Here is a 14,726-nt window from a genome sequence, read left to right on the forward strand (position 1 = left end):
TTCATCTAAACTAATTCTTTTAGAAGTTTAAATAATTTTTCTTCTTCTTGACTTCCATTTGTTGGAAATCTAATTAAAGGTATATTACTTTTTCTTAAAATACAATTTTTTATTTTATCTCTCTTTAGTTGCTTTGAATTGTTTTCATGAAAAGCATATCCATCAACTTCAATAGCTAGTATAGGTAGTTTAGTGATTGTACTATATATTATAAAATCAATATGTGACCATGGATTTTTTACAAAAGTTAACTCTTCTTCATTTAATAAACTAGTATCCTTAATTATTCTATTTAATGAAATATTCAATACAAACCGAAGGTGTTGAAACTCTATCTTCTTTAAAATATTTTCAATCACAATATTCATTAGGTTTTCTGATTTATAGGCTGAGACATGTTTCATTTTTTCTAAATAATTGTTTAAATATGGAGCATAATTTTTATAAAGTAAATCAAATATAGAATATATTCTACTTTCTTTAATATCAAAATTGTTATATTTAATATAATCTATTAGATCTTTCATATTTTTATTCTCTTCATTATCTGATAATACAACATAAAGCTTATCAATTGCTCTTGAAATAGCAACATTAAGAAGGTTTAAATCATCTGCAAATTCATTTTTACCATCAACAACAGTTGTAATAATAATAGTATTTTTTTCTCGTCCTTGAAATTTATGTACTGTATCAACTTCAATCCCTGAATTCTTATTAACTTCTTTAATTAGCTCGTTAACTTGTTTTCTAAAAGGAGATACAATTCCAACGTTATTGTTGCCAATATAAGGTAAAATTTCATTTGTAATTACATCGATTTGTCTCTGATTATATGTTCCTCTTGCATGATTTCCTACAACAGTATTATATAAAACTAATGGAATATCATTTTCTATCCTAGCTTTTGTTAATATTATCAATTCATTATTATAAAACTTCTTGTTACAAAAACCTATAATTTTTGGATGACAACGATAATGTTCTTTCAATAAAGTTTTTGGAGCATCTTTTAAAATATTTGTAATAGATAATAATAGATTATTATTATAATGATAAAATGGATTTAACTTATATTTATTATAGATTGAATTTATTATTACTGATGTTTCACTACTTACAATATGAGGTAATTGTTTTAAATCACCCACAATAACAACATTTTTAGCACATGATAAGGCTAAAGAACCAGCAACAATATCAACTTGAGATGATTCATCTATTATCAAATAATCATATAGAAAACCTTTACCCGTACTATTTCGCAAAGAATGAGTTGTACTAAGTATAATTGGATACTCTTCAATAAAAGTTTTAAAGTCTTTCCATAAAATATCTTTATCAAATCTTTTTCGTTTATTAGACAATTTATATCGTTTTGATAAATATGATTTAAATAAGTGCATTGATTTCTTACTATGTAAATCCATGTTAGTTTCAAAATTAAACTCTTGTAACTTCTTCTCTAAAATTGTTATTTGTTTTTTTAATGCTTTTTCTTTTACTATGTAGAATGTACTTTGTAACAATGCAATTATGGTGTCAATAGAATAATTATAAAATGAAAAAGATAATATTCCATATTTAAATATATTTTTCAATTTAAAAAAAAATGATATTTTTTTATTTCTAGTTTGAAGATACTCAAAATCAGCCCATAAAGATAATATTTTAGAATAATCAAATTTTTCTAAATTTGCATATTTCTTAGCTTTGATTTCCCTCTTTTCATAGAATTCTGAAAAATATTTTTTCTCAAGTTCTAATTCTTCAAATTCTTGCTTTAATAATGCTACTTCGTTTTGTGCAGATAACATTTCTTTTAAAGAATGAGTATCCTTTATAACTTCTTTTTCTAAATCTTCAAACGTAATATTACTATTATTTAATTCATCAAATTGTGGATAAGTAAGATTTTGATTAGCAAAGAACTCATCTTTATTTTTATTATTTCCTAAAAAAGCAGATATAAATGATAAATCATATTTTGTTAGTTTATCAAAGACATTCATCGTTGCTGCATTGTTATTGGAAACAATGGCAACAGTTTTATTTTGCATGGAAACATTTGCTATTATGTTAAGTATAGTCTGAGTTTTACCCGTACCAGGAGGCCCTTCTATTATACTAACTTGATTTGTTAAAGCTTTTGAAATAGCAAATTCTTGACTCAAATTAAAACCAAAAGGAAATATAATTGGAGATTTGTTTTCAAATGAATCTATTTTAGCTTGATTTAGATACTTAGAGAGAGCACTCTTTTCACTCAGTTGTGTCATTTTTTCGTATTGATTAAATAAAAAATCATTCTCAGTGTCAATATTCTGAGCTAGTCGTTTTAAATATTCCAATACATTACTTGCATTCTTATTATTTAATATATTTTTTTCTATCGTAACGTTTCTTCTTGTATAACTATATACAGTATTATTTTTATAAAATTTGATTTTTACTTTTTCTTCTTCTAAAGATGAGATACTTTCAATCTCATCTGTTTTATTTAAACCATTTATAAATATTAGATTTCCATGTAACTTCATTTTAACTTTTCCAATATATTCACAATTGTTAAAGTATCCTGCTTACAATACTCAATAAGCGATGCTCTCATTTTACTTTTCTTACCATCTTCCATCTTACTCATATTTGCAAAGGCATTCATGGCTTGGTTTCCATTTTATACACCACTTAGTTCTTTGTATACTTTTCCTAACTCTGGTACTACATACTTGATAGAATAAATTCTATTCATATATTGAGTTACCTAGTATTATCATCTATTAGTTTTGTAGTCATTGTATTTAAGATTATTTTCTTTTTTTATTATTTCATAAACCCAAGATAGAAAAGCTTTGTGTTCTTCTTCTCTGCTCTTTCCCATAAACTTTTGACCAAAATGCCAGTCAGACGTATGTAATACTTTCATTATAACCTTAAATAAATTTATGAGTTTTTATAATATTTCTAAATATTTTGAATTATTATATTATTTATATAAGTTTACTCTTTTAATTATTAAAAAATAATATCGAATTAGAATATTTTTAGTAGTTTGTATAGTGTTAAAAAATTGAAAATATTAGTATATGTAATATGTACATTTACTTATATCTAAAGGCTATGAATAATCAACAATTAGTATATTTATTTATGATTGTCTAAATTTTATAGATTGTAAGAATAAAGTTGAGGAGGAAACTTTAAAGTACCAAAAAATGGTACTTTAAATGAATATTAGTTAGTTTATATAGTGATTTCTTTAATATCAGTATTAATAGTATCAAGATAGCCACTATATCGATGTTATAAAACTAATATATACCCTACTTTTAATAGAATTTAGAAATAAAAGTAGGGATAATTTAAAGTGAACTATTCCATCAAAAGCTGTACAAGATAAGCTTATCACATACTAGCAATGATATTTTCATCCCTATACAATTAAAGCTATATTACTGCTAGAACCCTATGGGGGGGGGAATTGAAAATCTTCATAGTGATAGATAACCCCGTAGTTTTACACAATAAATTTAAGCACCTTAGGTAACATTAAGTTTAGAATTTGTTTTTACTTATATTGGAAAAGTAGTAAACTAAATATACATAATACAAAGACTCAATTTTTCTAAGAATTTTTGATATTTTAAGTATTAATATTTATTTTTATTACTTTCCCTACTAATCTTTTCAATCAAATTATATGTGTAATACATGTCTTTTCCATAAATTTTAAAAAATTGTTCATCTGAAATATCTTTTTTGAACTTTCGTAAGTTTTCATTTATTTTAGTTTCTTCTTCTATTAGTTTTTTTGTATCTATAACATCAAATTTTATATCAAGATAATTTTCATATAGTTCTTTATATTGTTGCTTAACTTTATCTTCTTTTGCAAGCTTTTCCAATAAAAGAATAGACATCGTCAAATTATCTAATAGTAAATCTCTTTCTTTCCTATTTTTTATTTTTTTCATATTTTTAAGTGCCTCTGATATAATAGAATTTTTTAACCCATATACAAATCTTCTATTATCATTATCAGACATACTTAAAACTTTCTCAACAACATTTAGATTGAATTCTTTTAGTTGAAATAAGAATGGTTTTGATAGCATCTTTTCTTTTGGATTAAAACTATTCTTTACACAATCTTTTTCTTCTAATATAAAAGAAAATAAAGGAAATTTATCATTCGAAATATATTGTATATTTTGCTTCATACCCAAATATAAAAGTTCTCTTGTGTCAGTTTTAAGACAATTAGTTTTTAACATTTGTACTTTTGCTAAATTTTTTAATTTTTTATAATTATTTATGACCATTTCATTACCAAGCTTCTGCTGTTCTTCATAGCTATTTAAATTTAAAGAAGTTGCAGCGACGATATTAAGAGTATCTTTTATTGCAAAAACTCTTGTAATAGATAAATTTGGTGTAAGTTGTAATGGCAACATTTTTTGGAAACTTAAACTAAAGTCTTTGGTCATTTGGTATTTGTCATATGCATATAATAGATTATTTGAAATCAAACAAAATAAAAATATATATTTAAGAATTTTTAATTTTTCTATAGTTATATATTTCATGATAATTTCTTTTTTTCAAAATAGAAATCAAAATATTTTTCTTGTATTTTAAAGTATGTAGAAACTATTTTTTTAACATAATAACTTAAAATAATTGTACTTAAAATCATTGATAATATTAATGAAAAAATACTAAAGTAATAAATTGTATAGTTAACTTTCTCTGATAATAATTGTAATAAATATAACTCTTTTCTGTTAATATTTTTACTTTCATAATCATAAAGTTTATTCGTTATTTCAGGGTAAAAAATACTTACAAAATTTAAACTATTACGAAATTGCCAAAAAAGATTTTCATTTTCATAAAGTTCTTTTTTGCCATAATCGCAATCTGTATTTCTTTTCTGATAACTATAGTTATACTTATCAAATTTATCTATATCATAAACAAGACATCTCTCGGTAAATGTATACCTTTCTTTTTCATACATGTAGTATCTATCAGTCTCTACAAAATATATTATAATATAGGCCAATCCAATTAATGCAATTGAAACAGTAATTAATTTATTAAACAAATTTTTACTATTTTCTATGTATGAATAGTCTTTATCTATTTTTGTCATGTAGTATTTTAATAAAAGATACAAATTTGAAGGAATAATAAACAATATAAATAATATTGATAAATAATACTTTATTCTTGTTTTAGAGTTTGGAATACTTGAGTTATTGTCTAGATTGAAATAGCCCATTTTATTTAATAATAAATCAAAAAGAAAAAATAAACAACAAATTGTAAATGTAACAATGGAGAAAAGAAGTGCAATATTTTCACCAATATTATTAATTATTAGGACACTTAATATAACTAATAATAGAAGTAGTCCAATACTTATTTTTACTTTTTTCCCCATAATTTATTCCTTATTTTAAATATGCTAAGTAAAATTAATGAGTTTAATCATATTTTATTTAGAAAACCTTTTAATTTCTCTTTGTTTTCTTTGTTTTTTTCTTCTAGCTTTTTCTGCTTTAGTTCTTTCTCAAAAATTTTAACTTCTTTTTCTAAATTTTTATCAATAAGACCATAGGTAAAATTATACTCTTCATTAAAAGTATTTTTGTGACCCGAACAACCTGTGTAGACTTGTATATGTTTATTTTTAGTTTTAAATTCAAATCTCACATAGGGTAGAGACTTTACGCGTTTAAGTTTTTTATATTTTTGCATTAAAGTATTTTCTATCATTTTATTTGCACTAGAACATTCTTCTATGCTATTAAATTTAATACTAAATGCTTTAATTCTAAATACTTTATTACTTTTTTTTGAAACATCAAATATCAAACTCTCAAACATTTTGTTATAAGTAATAGGTTTTAATAAATAAGTATCTACAGTATCTGCATCGGAGAAACCATACCTTTGTTCCATGCTATTCCAGATTTTAGCTTTTTCACTTAGTTTCACACCTAATACATCATTAGGATATTCACTTCCATAAACTAAATTAATTAAAATTAAAAATAAAAAAAATTTCTTCATTACAACATCCTAATAATTATTCATGTTAATTTCTAATTGATTTTATTTTCATATTCTATAATATTATTTCTTTACTAGTGATTATTAACTAAGTATGGTAATAGAATATATTAACACTCAATTTATTTTATATTATTTTTTCAAATATTTTTTTCCCAATTTTTAACGTCAGCTGTAGGTTATCACGACTTGAACTATCTGCATAATACCTCAATCTTCTGTAGCAAACATCAGAATAAATATCACCATTAGCTTTAATGTATTTATCCATTATATATAAAAGTTTTGCAGTTTTTGCTTTATATCTTTTAGTTTTAAATTTGCCATTCATGATAAGGTCAATTTGATTAACTAAGTGTTCTGTAACAAGTGGATAGAACTTTTTCCATTCATCACCTATAACTCTTAAGTCACCAGTATATTGTGTGAATAAAGTACCTCTAATAAGATGATTTCTGCAAGGGGAACATAATTCTTTATATCTAAAGTTTAAAGGCTTTTGGCATACCTTACAATAACCATAGGAGAGTGTTTTGCATCCTTGCTGTTTATTAGCATTAATTAGGTCATGTTCTTTTTGGTTAAGTAGGATATAACTAGGTTGTCTAAATGGTGCAGTGTAAATACTCAATGTTTCTTAAACTTATTATTGACTGTTGATTGTTCTTGAAGTAACTCACAAATTAGATGATGAAAATCATCTTCTAAATAAAAGTAATCTTCACTATCTACTACATCGCTATCTAGTAAGTTTTTAAGTTGATAGTTTAATAAGTCAACCACTTTCTTTTTGTTCTGTTCATTAAGTGCTTTAAAGTATCTATATTCAATCATTTTAAGTCTCCATATAATATAGTATTATAACATATTTTATATGTATTTAAGTGGTTTGTAATAGCATTTTTAGTGGGCTGTAAATCTGTTTTTTTAGTATTCTTAGTAAGTTTTAGATTTTTCAGACTTTTAAAATATTTCAATAGATAAAGTACCGCTAATATTTACACAATAAGTTCCACAAGTACCACAAATAGGTAAAGTGCTGAAAATACTAAAGATACTATAAATACTTAAAAATCTAAAAATACAGATATTTAGGGGAGTAAGTATAAAAAATACACTTACTCAATAATTAGTCTAAGAAGCTAAAATCTTCTTGTGGAATTAAACTGTAACTGTATTGGTTTTTCCCATCTGAACTTGTGATTTTAGTTCTTTGCCAACAGTGATTTATTAGAGTAACTAAGAAACCTCTAGCCTTGTCTCTACCCATAGATGAATTATCTTGTATAAATTCAACTAATGCCTTTTGTGATGTTGTTCCATTCATAATTGCATCATTAACATCTTCTACTAAAGTTTGATTTGCTTGTACTAAGATATTTCTTTTTAATAATAATCTTGTATCAATAACATTATCAATTTTTTCAGCAGTATAGTTATCTCTATCAAACTTAAAACTCAATATTTTAGCACCATTAACTGCCCTTACTTTATCTCCCTCTAATGTTGCATATCTTGTGGAAGCATGAATATCTCCATCATCATACAAGTAGTAGAGTGTGTCACAATCAGCTTTTACATCATTAGTACCATCATAAACTAAATTACCATCTTCATTTAGATGTTTATTTGCGTGTGCTAAAGTTAGTACTGTTCCACCTTTTGCTGTAATCTTTCTCATGATGTTGTAAAATCTTTTTACAGAGTCCTTACCAAGAACATCAACAAACTTTTTAAAGGTATCTACTACTAATACTAATTTAGACAGATTTTCTTCTGTATCTGCTAAGTTACTGATATCTTTTAATATGTCTTCTGCTGAAACTCCAACATTGGCAAATGATGCCATTACATCAAAGCCGCATTTAAAACCAGTTTCTGACATATCTTTATAGTTGTTCATATTTGCATCTTCGAAGATATATAATAATTGATATCCATTTTGTGCAATTTGCTTTGCCCAATGTTTAGCAAGTAGAGTTTTACCACCATTCGGTCTTGCAACAATTACAGTAATATGACCTTTAAATAAAATTTCATCCACAATATTTATTTCATTTTTTTCCATATTTTTTAGTCTTTCCTTACTCATACTGTATTTATTAATCAATGAAGAAATACTGTTAACAAATGGTTTGCTATTATTTGCAACATCAAAATCATTAACATTAAATAGTTTTTCAACTGCTTTTTTAATAGTTCTTTTGATGTAATCATCTCTATCATATTTATTAGGATTATCTGTACTTTTTGAAACTCTTATTTCATGTAAACCTTTTAGCTTAATAGCAGTTCTAACTTCTTCTATTGTAGGAACACAATCAAGATTTTTAGTATTAGTTCTAGTTTCTTGGATAAAATCAGATATAAATGCAAAATCAATTGAACTCATATCATCAGTATCAATTAGTTCAATGTTATCAACAATTGTTTTAATCTCATTCGTAGCAATACTATTATTCACTTGTGGAAAATCTACATTTGAAAAAATATCATCTTCTTCACCATAAATATCAATTCCAAATTCATTATTAAAATATTCTGCATTGTATTTTGAATCAGTATTTTTAATTAGTTTTGCCTTGGTTGGTTCTTTAGAATAACCTTTTGCTAGTTTTTTTAGTGTTGGATAGTTAAAAGTATTTGGTAATCTCATTATTCTATCAACATTATGAGTACCTTTATCAGCACCATACTCCCTAAAATAGTTTATCAAACCTTTATTTATTGTTTCTACTTCTTCTTGGTTTAACTGTTCACTAAGTCTCCAAAACAATCCAATACCATTGCCACTATCAATTGCAAAAGTACAATCAATATCATCTGCTAATTCAAGTAATTTGCGTCTCATTTCTTGTGAAAATTTACCATCAGCAACTGGGTCTAAATCAAGATGTGCATATAGTATCTCAACAATATCAGATTTTTTAGGTTTTTGCTTTACTTCATTAACAACTGCATTAACACTAAAGTATATGTTGTAATCTTTGTTGTTGTATTTCTCAATGTTTGTTACATCAATTACAGGAGTACCTTTTTTTTCTTTTGAATGAATTGCTACAATGGTCGGAGGATATTCCTCTGACCAAATATCTATAAAGTTATTAAAACTCATCACTATGTTCTCTTAAACCATCATAAGCTTTAACTGTATCTGTTGGTTCTATTTTTAAAGATATGCTATAATCCACAAATAAGATTGTCTCTAGAATACTTAATGGAGTAATATTACTAACTGTTGGATATTCTTGTCTAAATGCTTTCTTATTAATGGTAGAGGCTTTATGAATTGCGGCAACAATCTCATCACTTCTACCATCTAAACTTAGTTCAACTAGTTTTGCAAATTTATCTAATCCACAAGGTCTCCATTTAAACATTTCGTTTGAAACAAGCAGTTGTGCAACGGCATCATCTGGATTATTGTAGAACATTTGAAGTGCATTATAAGTGTTAGAGTTAATTTTGATTGTTCCAAATCTTATTCTAGGTCTAAAAGCATCAAATACTTTAAATTCCCAATCACTCATACTTGTGATGTAATTTGTGAATTCTAATTTATTACTCATCTTACACCTCTTCTACTTTCACTGTATTAGATTGAATATAATCCTCAATAACAGCATCACTGATAAATACTTTTGCACCGACTTTTACATATTCAAGTTTCTTATTGAATATTAATTTTTTAATCATAGGTACACTGATACCTTTTCTTTCAGATTGTTCTTTGATTGGACGAATTTTATTTTCCATAATAACTCCTTTATATCATGGTATTATTAGTATCAATCAAGATAACTAGCTTGTCTGGTTTATCTTTTGATATGACTAATTATAAAAAGTTGGAGTATGTAGAATTGTAGAAAATATACCCTCAGGCAAGGTTATATTTAGTTTTTTAGAAGTTTTTTATAGGTTTGAAGAAGTATCCCTGCAATTTCTTTCGCATTTGACAGTTTAGTTCCAATTAATACAAGTCTATTTTCTATCTCATCTCTTAACGGTTCGAATATCCTTTTTTCTTTACTAAGTGGTCTATTTATGAATATTTTACTATTGTTGAGGTTAAAAATATACTTATCGTTACACTCAAAATATTTTAAACTTCTTACTAATGGTATTTTGTATCGTGTGAGTCTTAATGAACCATCACTTAAATATGTTATATACAAAGAATAAGATTGAATATATTTCTTAAAGGGTAATGAACCAATCTTTATTTCCACACCTTTTAAGCATACATCATCAATATTCATTTTCTCTATTGCCTTTTTAGCATCTCTTGAATGATTTTTAACATCCAAAAATCTAAATGTTTTTAAATCATCTCTTATTGTTGATACTATACTTTCATAATCTACGTAATGGTATAGGAGATAAACTTCCAAAATGTTAGTGATAGCAGTTCTTCTAGTGAGTTTATTTATAAGTTCATCTTTAAAATCCATATCCTGATATTCCATATTAGGACATTCTGGAATCATTGCGTCTAAAGTATTGCGAATTAGGTCTTTTTCATATAGTTTTTTATAAATAGAGTTAATTTTTTCTATTGCTTTTTCAATTCCTTTTTTTCTATTTGGATTATTAATTGATTTTAATTTAATTTGATATGGACTATTAAGTAAATCTTCTAAACTATATGTTTCAACTTGCATTAAATCAAAGAAATCAATAAATGCTATTTCATATACAGTTAATCCCTCTTTACTATTCCAATCATGATATTGTGTATCTATTATTTTTGCTTCAAGTTCATAAATAAAATCATTAGGTTCTAAAAGTATCTCTTCAATCTGCATTATTGTCATTTTAATTTTCTCCCTTCTAAAACATCTATTGCATATGCTATAACCTCATTACTAGCTTTAGGATACATTTCTTTAAGTCTTGTAGTATTGGCTTTAGTTTGTTCTAGAACATCTAAGTCAATAATATCATCTTGTATCAATAATGTTTGTTCAAACTTTTGTTGTGCTTTAATAGCTTGATTAGCACCACCTTCTGCATAAGATGCCTCTGTAGTAGAGACCTTTTGATGTGATAGCATCTTGGAAACTTCATAAATATCTGCACCGGCATCAAGTGCTGTTTGTGCTACCATAGAACGAATATCATGCAAAACCATATCATAGATGCCTATACTCCTCATTGCATTCTTAAAGTGTTCTAGCATCTGTCTACTTTCAATTCTAAAGATTCTACCACTCTTCGTATCTTGTGCTTTTATTGCAGTTATAAGTGCTGGAGTTAGTTTAAATGTAAAATTTCTATTGGTTTTAGCATATTTTGAAAGTATGGTATATGTACCTTTTTCATAATTAATTTGTTCATGTTCCAAATACAATACTTCATTCACTCTTCTACCGGTTAGTAAAAACCTAAAAACTCCATTGGCTTTCTTATGTTGATAATTTATTAATGCTTCAACAATCTTTGCAGTTACTTCTACTGGTTTATTGTATTTTCTATTACCAGTTTCAACCTTAGGCATTCCTATCTTTTTCCAGTTCAATACCCTATCATTTTGTTCCAGTAGTGGTTTTAGTATTCGTTTAATACCAGCAATAGTATTGTTGGCTTTAGCAGCATTTTTTGCATCAGTAATTATTGCTTGTACATCATCCTCAGTTACTTCTGATGGTTTCTTTGAACCAATAGCTATTGATATATAGTTTCTGTAGTTTAATCCATATACTCTAAGTGTGTTAGGTTTTCTACCTTGTGCTTTCAGTTTATTGATATACTTTTCAAAACAGTAATCTAAATCACCATCTGGTTTAGATTCTACTTTGGTAATCTTTTCAATTTTTAAAGTACCTTTAGTTTTTAGTGCTTCAATCATATTACTTTTTTTAGGTATTATTGATTCTACAGCTTTTGTAATACTAGTACCTTTTGGAATATTGAAAGTTCTTTTCCCTCTACATCTTTTATTGTTGTACATAACTTCAACTGCTACTTGTATTTGATAAGTTCTATTAGGTGGTGCTGTGATACCTTTAGAAGTATATTTCACTTCTTTTGGTTCTAAGAGTAAATACATCCCTTGTGAACGCTTGTCACCTGCAGCTAATTTTATTTTATATGGTTTAGTTTTGCTGTTAGAGTTAATCTTAGATGGTACTATTTTTCTTTGTTTATAGTTCTGTTCTTTAATAGCTACTATTGCCTCTTTTACACTTGCATCATTAGCTTTAGCAGAACCATCTGTTAAAGCATCTATTACATTAAAACCAGTTTGAACTGTATCTAATCGTTTATCTTCTGAAGTACCCATAATTACTACCCTTGAAGTAAATCCCTACTTTTATGTATTTTTTAGCTTATAAGTAGGGATAGTTGTATTTATTTATATATTATTGTATCTAAAATGTAGTTATATGAAGATTATAAAACCCCTAGTTAAGGGATTTTATAAGTATTTGTAGTAAGTTGTATTTGTATTATATCGTGATTTCTTTAATATCAGCGATTTTTCTAAATGCTTGATATACAAGTCCGATTGTATTTTTTCTGTTTGTTTTGATTTTTTCATCTTCATGATTTACAAAAACTTTTTCAAAGAAGTTATCAAGTTGTGGCTTCATAGCAAATAAAGCTTCTAATTCTTCATCATAAGTAGCATATGACTTTGAAGTTACTTCATTGTATTTACTTACTAGTTCTTTTTCTGCATCCTCTTCAAGTAAAGACTCATCAATAGTTAAAGTAGAGTTGATATCTAAGTCTTTGATGATATTTGCAACTCTTTTAAATGTAGCTGCTGATTCTTTGAAGTTATCACTTTGAACGATAGGGTTTAAAGCACATAGCTTTTGAGATATTTTATAAATATCAGTTTCGCCACTTCCTAATACTGCTTTTAATACTGATGGATTAACATCAAATATTTTGAATAATCTTTCATTAAAGAATTCTATTAATTGTTTTTTATCTAAACCTTTATAGTTTGACTCTAAAGCATCTATTATTTTAGGTAAATCAATTGCTAATTTATGTTCCATTGCAATTTTTACAATACCAGCTGCTGCACGTCTTAGACCAAATGGATCTTTTGAACCAGTTGGAATTTTTCCTACAGAGAATAATCCCATTAAGTTATCAAGTTTATATGATAAAGCAATTACAGATGAAAATGTATTTGATGGTAATTCAGAATCTTCACCATCTGGTAAATACTGCTCTTTTAGTGCTGTATAAACTAATTCGTCTTCTTTAGCTAATTTTGCGTAGTAATATCCCATTAGACCTTGAAGTTCAGTAAATTCAAACACCATTTCAGACATTAAGTCTGCTTTAGAAAGCATTACAGCTTTTTCTACTAATTCTTTTTTAGGTACATCAAAAATATCTGCTAAATGAGCTGCTATTTTTGCTTCACGTTCCGACTTTTCATCCATAGAACCTAAACCTTCTACGAAAGTAAGTTTCTTTAATCCTTCATTGCTAAGGCCATTTGCAATATCATTTTTATAGAAAAACATACCATCAGCAAGTCTTGGTCTTAATACTTTCTCATTTCCTGAAATAATAAAACCAAAATCATCTGTTTTAGAGTTTGATACAACGATAAAGTTGTTAGTTAAAACACCATCTTTATATACTGCAAAGTATCTTTGATGTTCTTTCATAGATGTAACAATAACTTCTTCTGGTAACTCTAAGAATTCAACATCAAATTGACCAATTAAAGCAGTTGGATATTCAGTGATTGCAACTACTTCATCAAGTAACTCTATATCAATATCAATTTTAACACTATGTCTTTGCTCAATTTCTTTCATCTGAGAAAGAATTCTTTCTCTTCTTTCATCTGGATATAAAATTACACCATTGTTATCAAGTTTTGCAAAGTAATCACCAGCAAAGTTATAAGTAAATGGCTCATAAGAAACCATTCTATGTGCAAATGAGAAGTTAGATGATTTAACACCAAATAGTTCACCCTCAACTATTTGCTCACCTAAAATAATAGATAAAGATCTAATAGGTCTAATAAAACTATCAGTTCTATCTCCCCATCTCATTGACTTTCCAAAGTTAAGTGAGTTCATAAACTCATTTACCATATCATTTAATAAATCAGAAGAATCACTTCCTTTTACTTCTTTTTTAAAGTAAAGAACCTCTCCTCTTCCTTGATCTATTTTATCAAGTTCAGATACATCAACACCACACTTCTTTGCAAATCCTAAAGCTGCACCTGTTGGTTCTCCATCTTTAAATGCTATTTTAACTGGAGCTCCAAATTGTTCTACAATAGAGTCTTCTTGAGAAACTTGGAAGTTTTTGTGCCATAATACTAATCTTCTTGGTGTATAATAAAATTCAAAATCACATAATAATCTATTCTTTTCTAGAATATCACTCCATTTTTTTTCAATATTTGGTAACTCTTTTAAAAATGGAATTGCTGGTAATTCTTCAACACCTATTTCAATTAATAATGGTTTATTCATTTATCGTATCCTTAGCTTTATTCTTCTCTTCGTTCTTTGCCACTTTATCTGTATGTTTTTTAATCTGCTGTCTATTAAAATTAATAATAAACATTGCAACCATAATCACGAACATAATTAATATAACTGTATCTAATATATCTTTCACATTTATCCTAATATTTTCTTATAAAAGTAGTTATA

At 26.3% G+C, this 14,726-nt stretch carries 15 protein-coding genes; all 15 read right to left on the reverse strand.

What is annotated here, in order from left to right; translation table 11 throughout:
* Nucleotides 1-5: 5 nt before the first annotated feature.
* Nucleotides 6-2,540 (reverse strand): AAA domain-containing protein, encoded by a 2,535-nt coding sequence (locus GBG18_RS03375; RefSeq protein WP_152188404.1) that lies wholly within the window; start codon nt 2,538-2,540, stop codon nt 6-8.
* A complete protein-coding gene (locus GBG18_RS15615; protein WP_255467354.1) occupies nt 2,537-2,662 on the reverse strand; it encodes a hypothetical protein in 126 nt (41 codons plus the stop codon). The genes GBG18_RS03375 and GBG18_RS15615 overlap by 4 nt, the downstream gene beginning before the upstream one ends.
* Before the next feature lie 111 nt (nt 2,663-2,773).
* Nucleotides 2,774-2,926 (reverse strand): hypothetical protein, encoded by a 153-nt coding sequence (locus GBG18_RS15280; protein WP_193311059.1) that lies wholly within the window; start codon nt 2,924-2,926, stop codon nt 2,774-2,776.
* 724 nt (nt 2,927-3,650) lie between these two features.
* The gene (locus GBG18_RS03385; RefSeq protein ID WP_152188406.1) at nt 3,651-4,586 is read right to left on the reverse strand and encodes a hypothetical protein; all 936 of its coding nucleotides are present in this window, start codon (nt 4,584-4,586) and stop codon (nt 3,651-3,653) included.
* Nucleotides 4,583-5,446, reverse strand: a complete 864-nt coding sequence (locus tag GBG18_RS03390) for a hypothetical protein (RefSeq protein WP_152188408.1) — start codon at nt 5,444-5,446, stop codon at nt 4,583-4,585. Before GBG18_RS03390 ends, GBG18_RS03385 begins: the two co-directional genes overlap by 4 nt.
* A 47-nt stretch (nt 5,447-5,493) precedes the next feature.
* Nucleotides 5,494-6,078 (reverse strand): hypothetical protein, encoded by a 585-nt coding sequence (locus GBG18_RS03395; protein WP_152188410.1) that lies wholly within the window; start codon nt 6,076-6,078, stop codon nt 5,494-5,496.
* A 127-nt stretch (nt 6,079-6,205) separates the two neighbouring features.
* Nucleotides 6,206-6,709: a hypothetical protein gene (locus tag GBG18_RS03400; protein ID WP_152188412.1), complete on the reverse strand. Its 504-nt coding sequence runs from the start codon at nt 6,707-6,709 to the stop codon at nt 6,206-6,208.
* A complete protein-coding gene (locus tag GBG18_RS03405; protein WP_152188414.1) occupies nt 6,706-6,912 on the reverse strand; it encodes a hypothetical protein in 207 nt (68 codons plus the stop codon). Before GBG18_RS03405 ends, GBG18_RS03400 begins: the two co-directional genes overlap by 4 nt.
* A gap of 295 nt (nt 6,913-7,207) precedes the next feature.
* Entirely contained in the window at nt 7,208-9,193 is a 1,986-nt protein-coding gene (locus tag GBG18_RS03410; RefSeq protein WP_152188415.1) for a P-loop NTPase family protein, read from the reverse strand.
* A complete protein-coding gene (locus GBG18_RS03415; protein WP_152188417.1) occupies nt 9,183-9,647 on the reverse strand; it encodes a hypothetical protein in 465 nt (154 codons plus the stop codon). Before GBG18_RS03415 ends, GBG18_RS03410 begins: the two co-directional genes overlap by 11 nt.
* A gap of 1 nt (nt 9,648) precedes the next feature.
* Complete coding sequence (locus GBG18_RS03420; RefSeq protein WP_152188419.1) at nt 9,649-9,834, reverse strand: MerR family transcriptional regulator; 186 nt, start codon at nt 9,832-9,834, stop codon at nt 9,649-9,651.
* A gap of 137 nt (nt 9,835-9,971) precedes the next feature.
* Nucleotides 9,972-10,892 carry a hypothetical protein gene (locus GBG18_RS03425; protein WP_152188421.1) on the reverse strand — a complete coding sequence of 307 codons (921 nt, stop codon included), beginning with the start codon at nt 10,890-10,892 and terminating at the stop codon, nt 9,972-9,974.
* Complete coding sequence (locus tag GBG18_RS03430; protein WP_152188423.1) at nt 10,889-12,361, reverse strand: tyrosine-type recombinase/integrase; 1,473 nt, start codon at nt 12,359-12,361, stop codon at nt 10,889-10,891. The genes GBG18_RS03425 and GBG18_RS03430 overlap by 4 nt, the downstream gene beginning before the upstream one ends.
* 166 nt (nt 12,362-12,527) lie before the next feature.
* Entirely contained in the window at nt 12,528-14,543 is a 2,016-nt protein-coding gene (glyS, locus tag GBG18_RS03435; protein ID WP_152188424.1) for a glycine--tRNA ligase subunit beta, read from the reverse strand.
* The gene (locus GBG18_RS15285) at nt 14,536-14,691 is read right to left on the reverse strand and encodes a hypothetical protein (protein WP_193311060.1); all 156 of its coding nucleotides are present in this window, start codon (nt 14,689-14,691) and stop codon (nt 14,536-14,538) included. The genes glyS and GBG18_RS15285 overlap by 8 nt, the downstream gene beginning before the upstream one ends.
* Nucleotides 14,692-14,726 lie beyond the last annotated feature (35 nt).

This window comes from Poseidonibacter ostreae, assembly GCF_009208075.1.
Classification (GTDB): Bacteria; Campylobacterota; Campylobacteria; order Campylobacterales; family Arcobacteraceae; genus Poseidonibacter; species Poseidonibacter ostreae.

Coding starts and splice junctions, on each gene's coding strand:
- GBG18_RS03375 (WP_152188404.1), bottom strand. CDS start 2,540: ATGAAGTTACATGGAAATCTAATATTTATAAATGGTTTAAATAAAACA.
- GBG18_RS15615 (WP_255467354.1), bottom strand. CDS start 2,662: ATGAATGCCTTTGCAAATATGAGTAAGATGGAAGATGGTAAGAAAAGT.
- GBG18_RS15280 (WP_193311059.1), bottom strand. CDS start 2,926: ATGAAAGTATTACATACGTCTGACTGGCATTTTGGTCAAAAGTTTATG.
- GBG18_RS03385 (WP_152188406.1), bottom strand. CDS start 4,586: ATGAAATATATAACTATAGAAAAATTAAAAATTCTTAAATATATATTT.
- GBG18_RS03390 (WP_152188408.1), bottom strand. CDS start 5,446: ATGGGGAAAAAAGTAAAAATAAGTATTGGACTACTTCTATTATTAGTT.
- GBG18_RS03395 (WP_152188410.1), bottom strand. CDS start 6,078: ATGAAGAAATTTTTTTTATTTTTAATTTTAATTAATTTAGTTTATGGA.
- GBG18_RS03405 (WP_152188414.1), bottom strand. CDS start 6,912: ATGATTGAATATAGATACTTTAAAGCACTTAATGAACAGAACAAAAAG.
- GBG18_RS03410 (WP_152188415.1), bottom strand. CDS start 9,193: ATGAGTTTTAATAACTTTATAGATATTTGGTCAGAGGAATATCCTCCG.
- GBG18_RS03415 (WP_152188417.1), bottom strand. CDS start 9,647: ATGAGTAATAAATTAGAATTCACAAATTACATCACAAGTATGAGTGAT.
- GBG18_RS03420 (WP_152188419.1), bottom strand. CDS start 9,834: ATGGAAAATAAAATTCGTCCAATCAAAGAACAATCTGAAAGAAAAGGT.
- GBG18_RS03425 (WP_152188421.1), bottom strand. CDS start 10,892: ATGACAATAATGCAGATTGAAGAGATACTTTTAGAACCTAATGATTTT.
- GBG18_RS03430 (WP_152188423.1), bottom strand. CDS start 12,361: ATGGGTACTTCAGAAGATAAACGATTAGATACAGTTCAAACTGGTTTT.
- glyS (WP_152188424.1), bottom strand. CDS start 14,543: ATGAATAAACCATTATTAATTGAAATAGGTGTTGAAGAATTACCAGCA.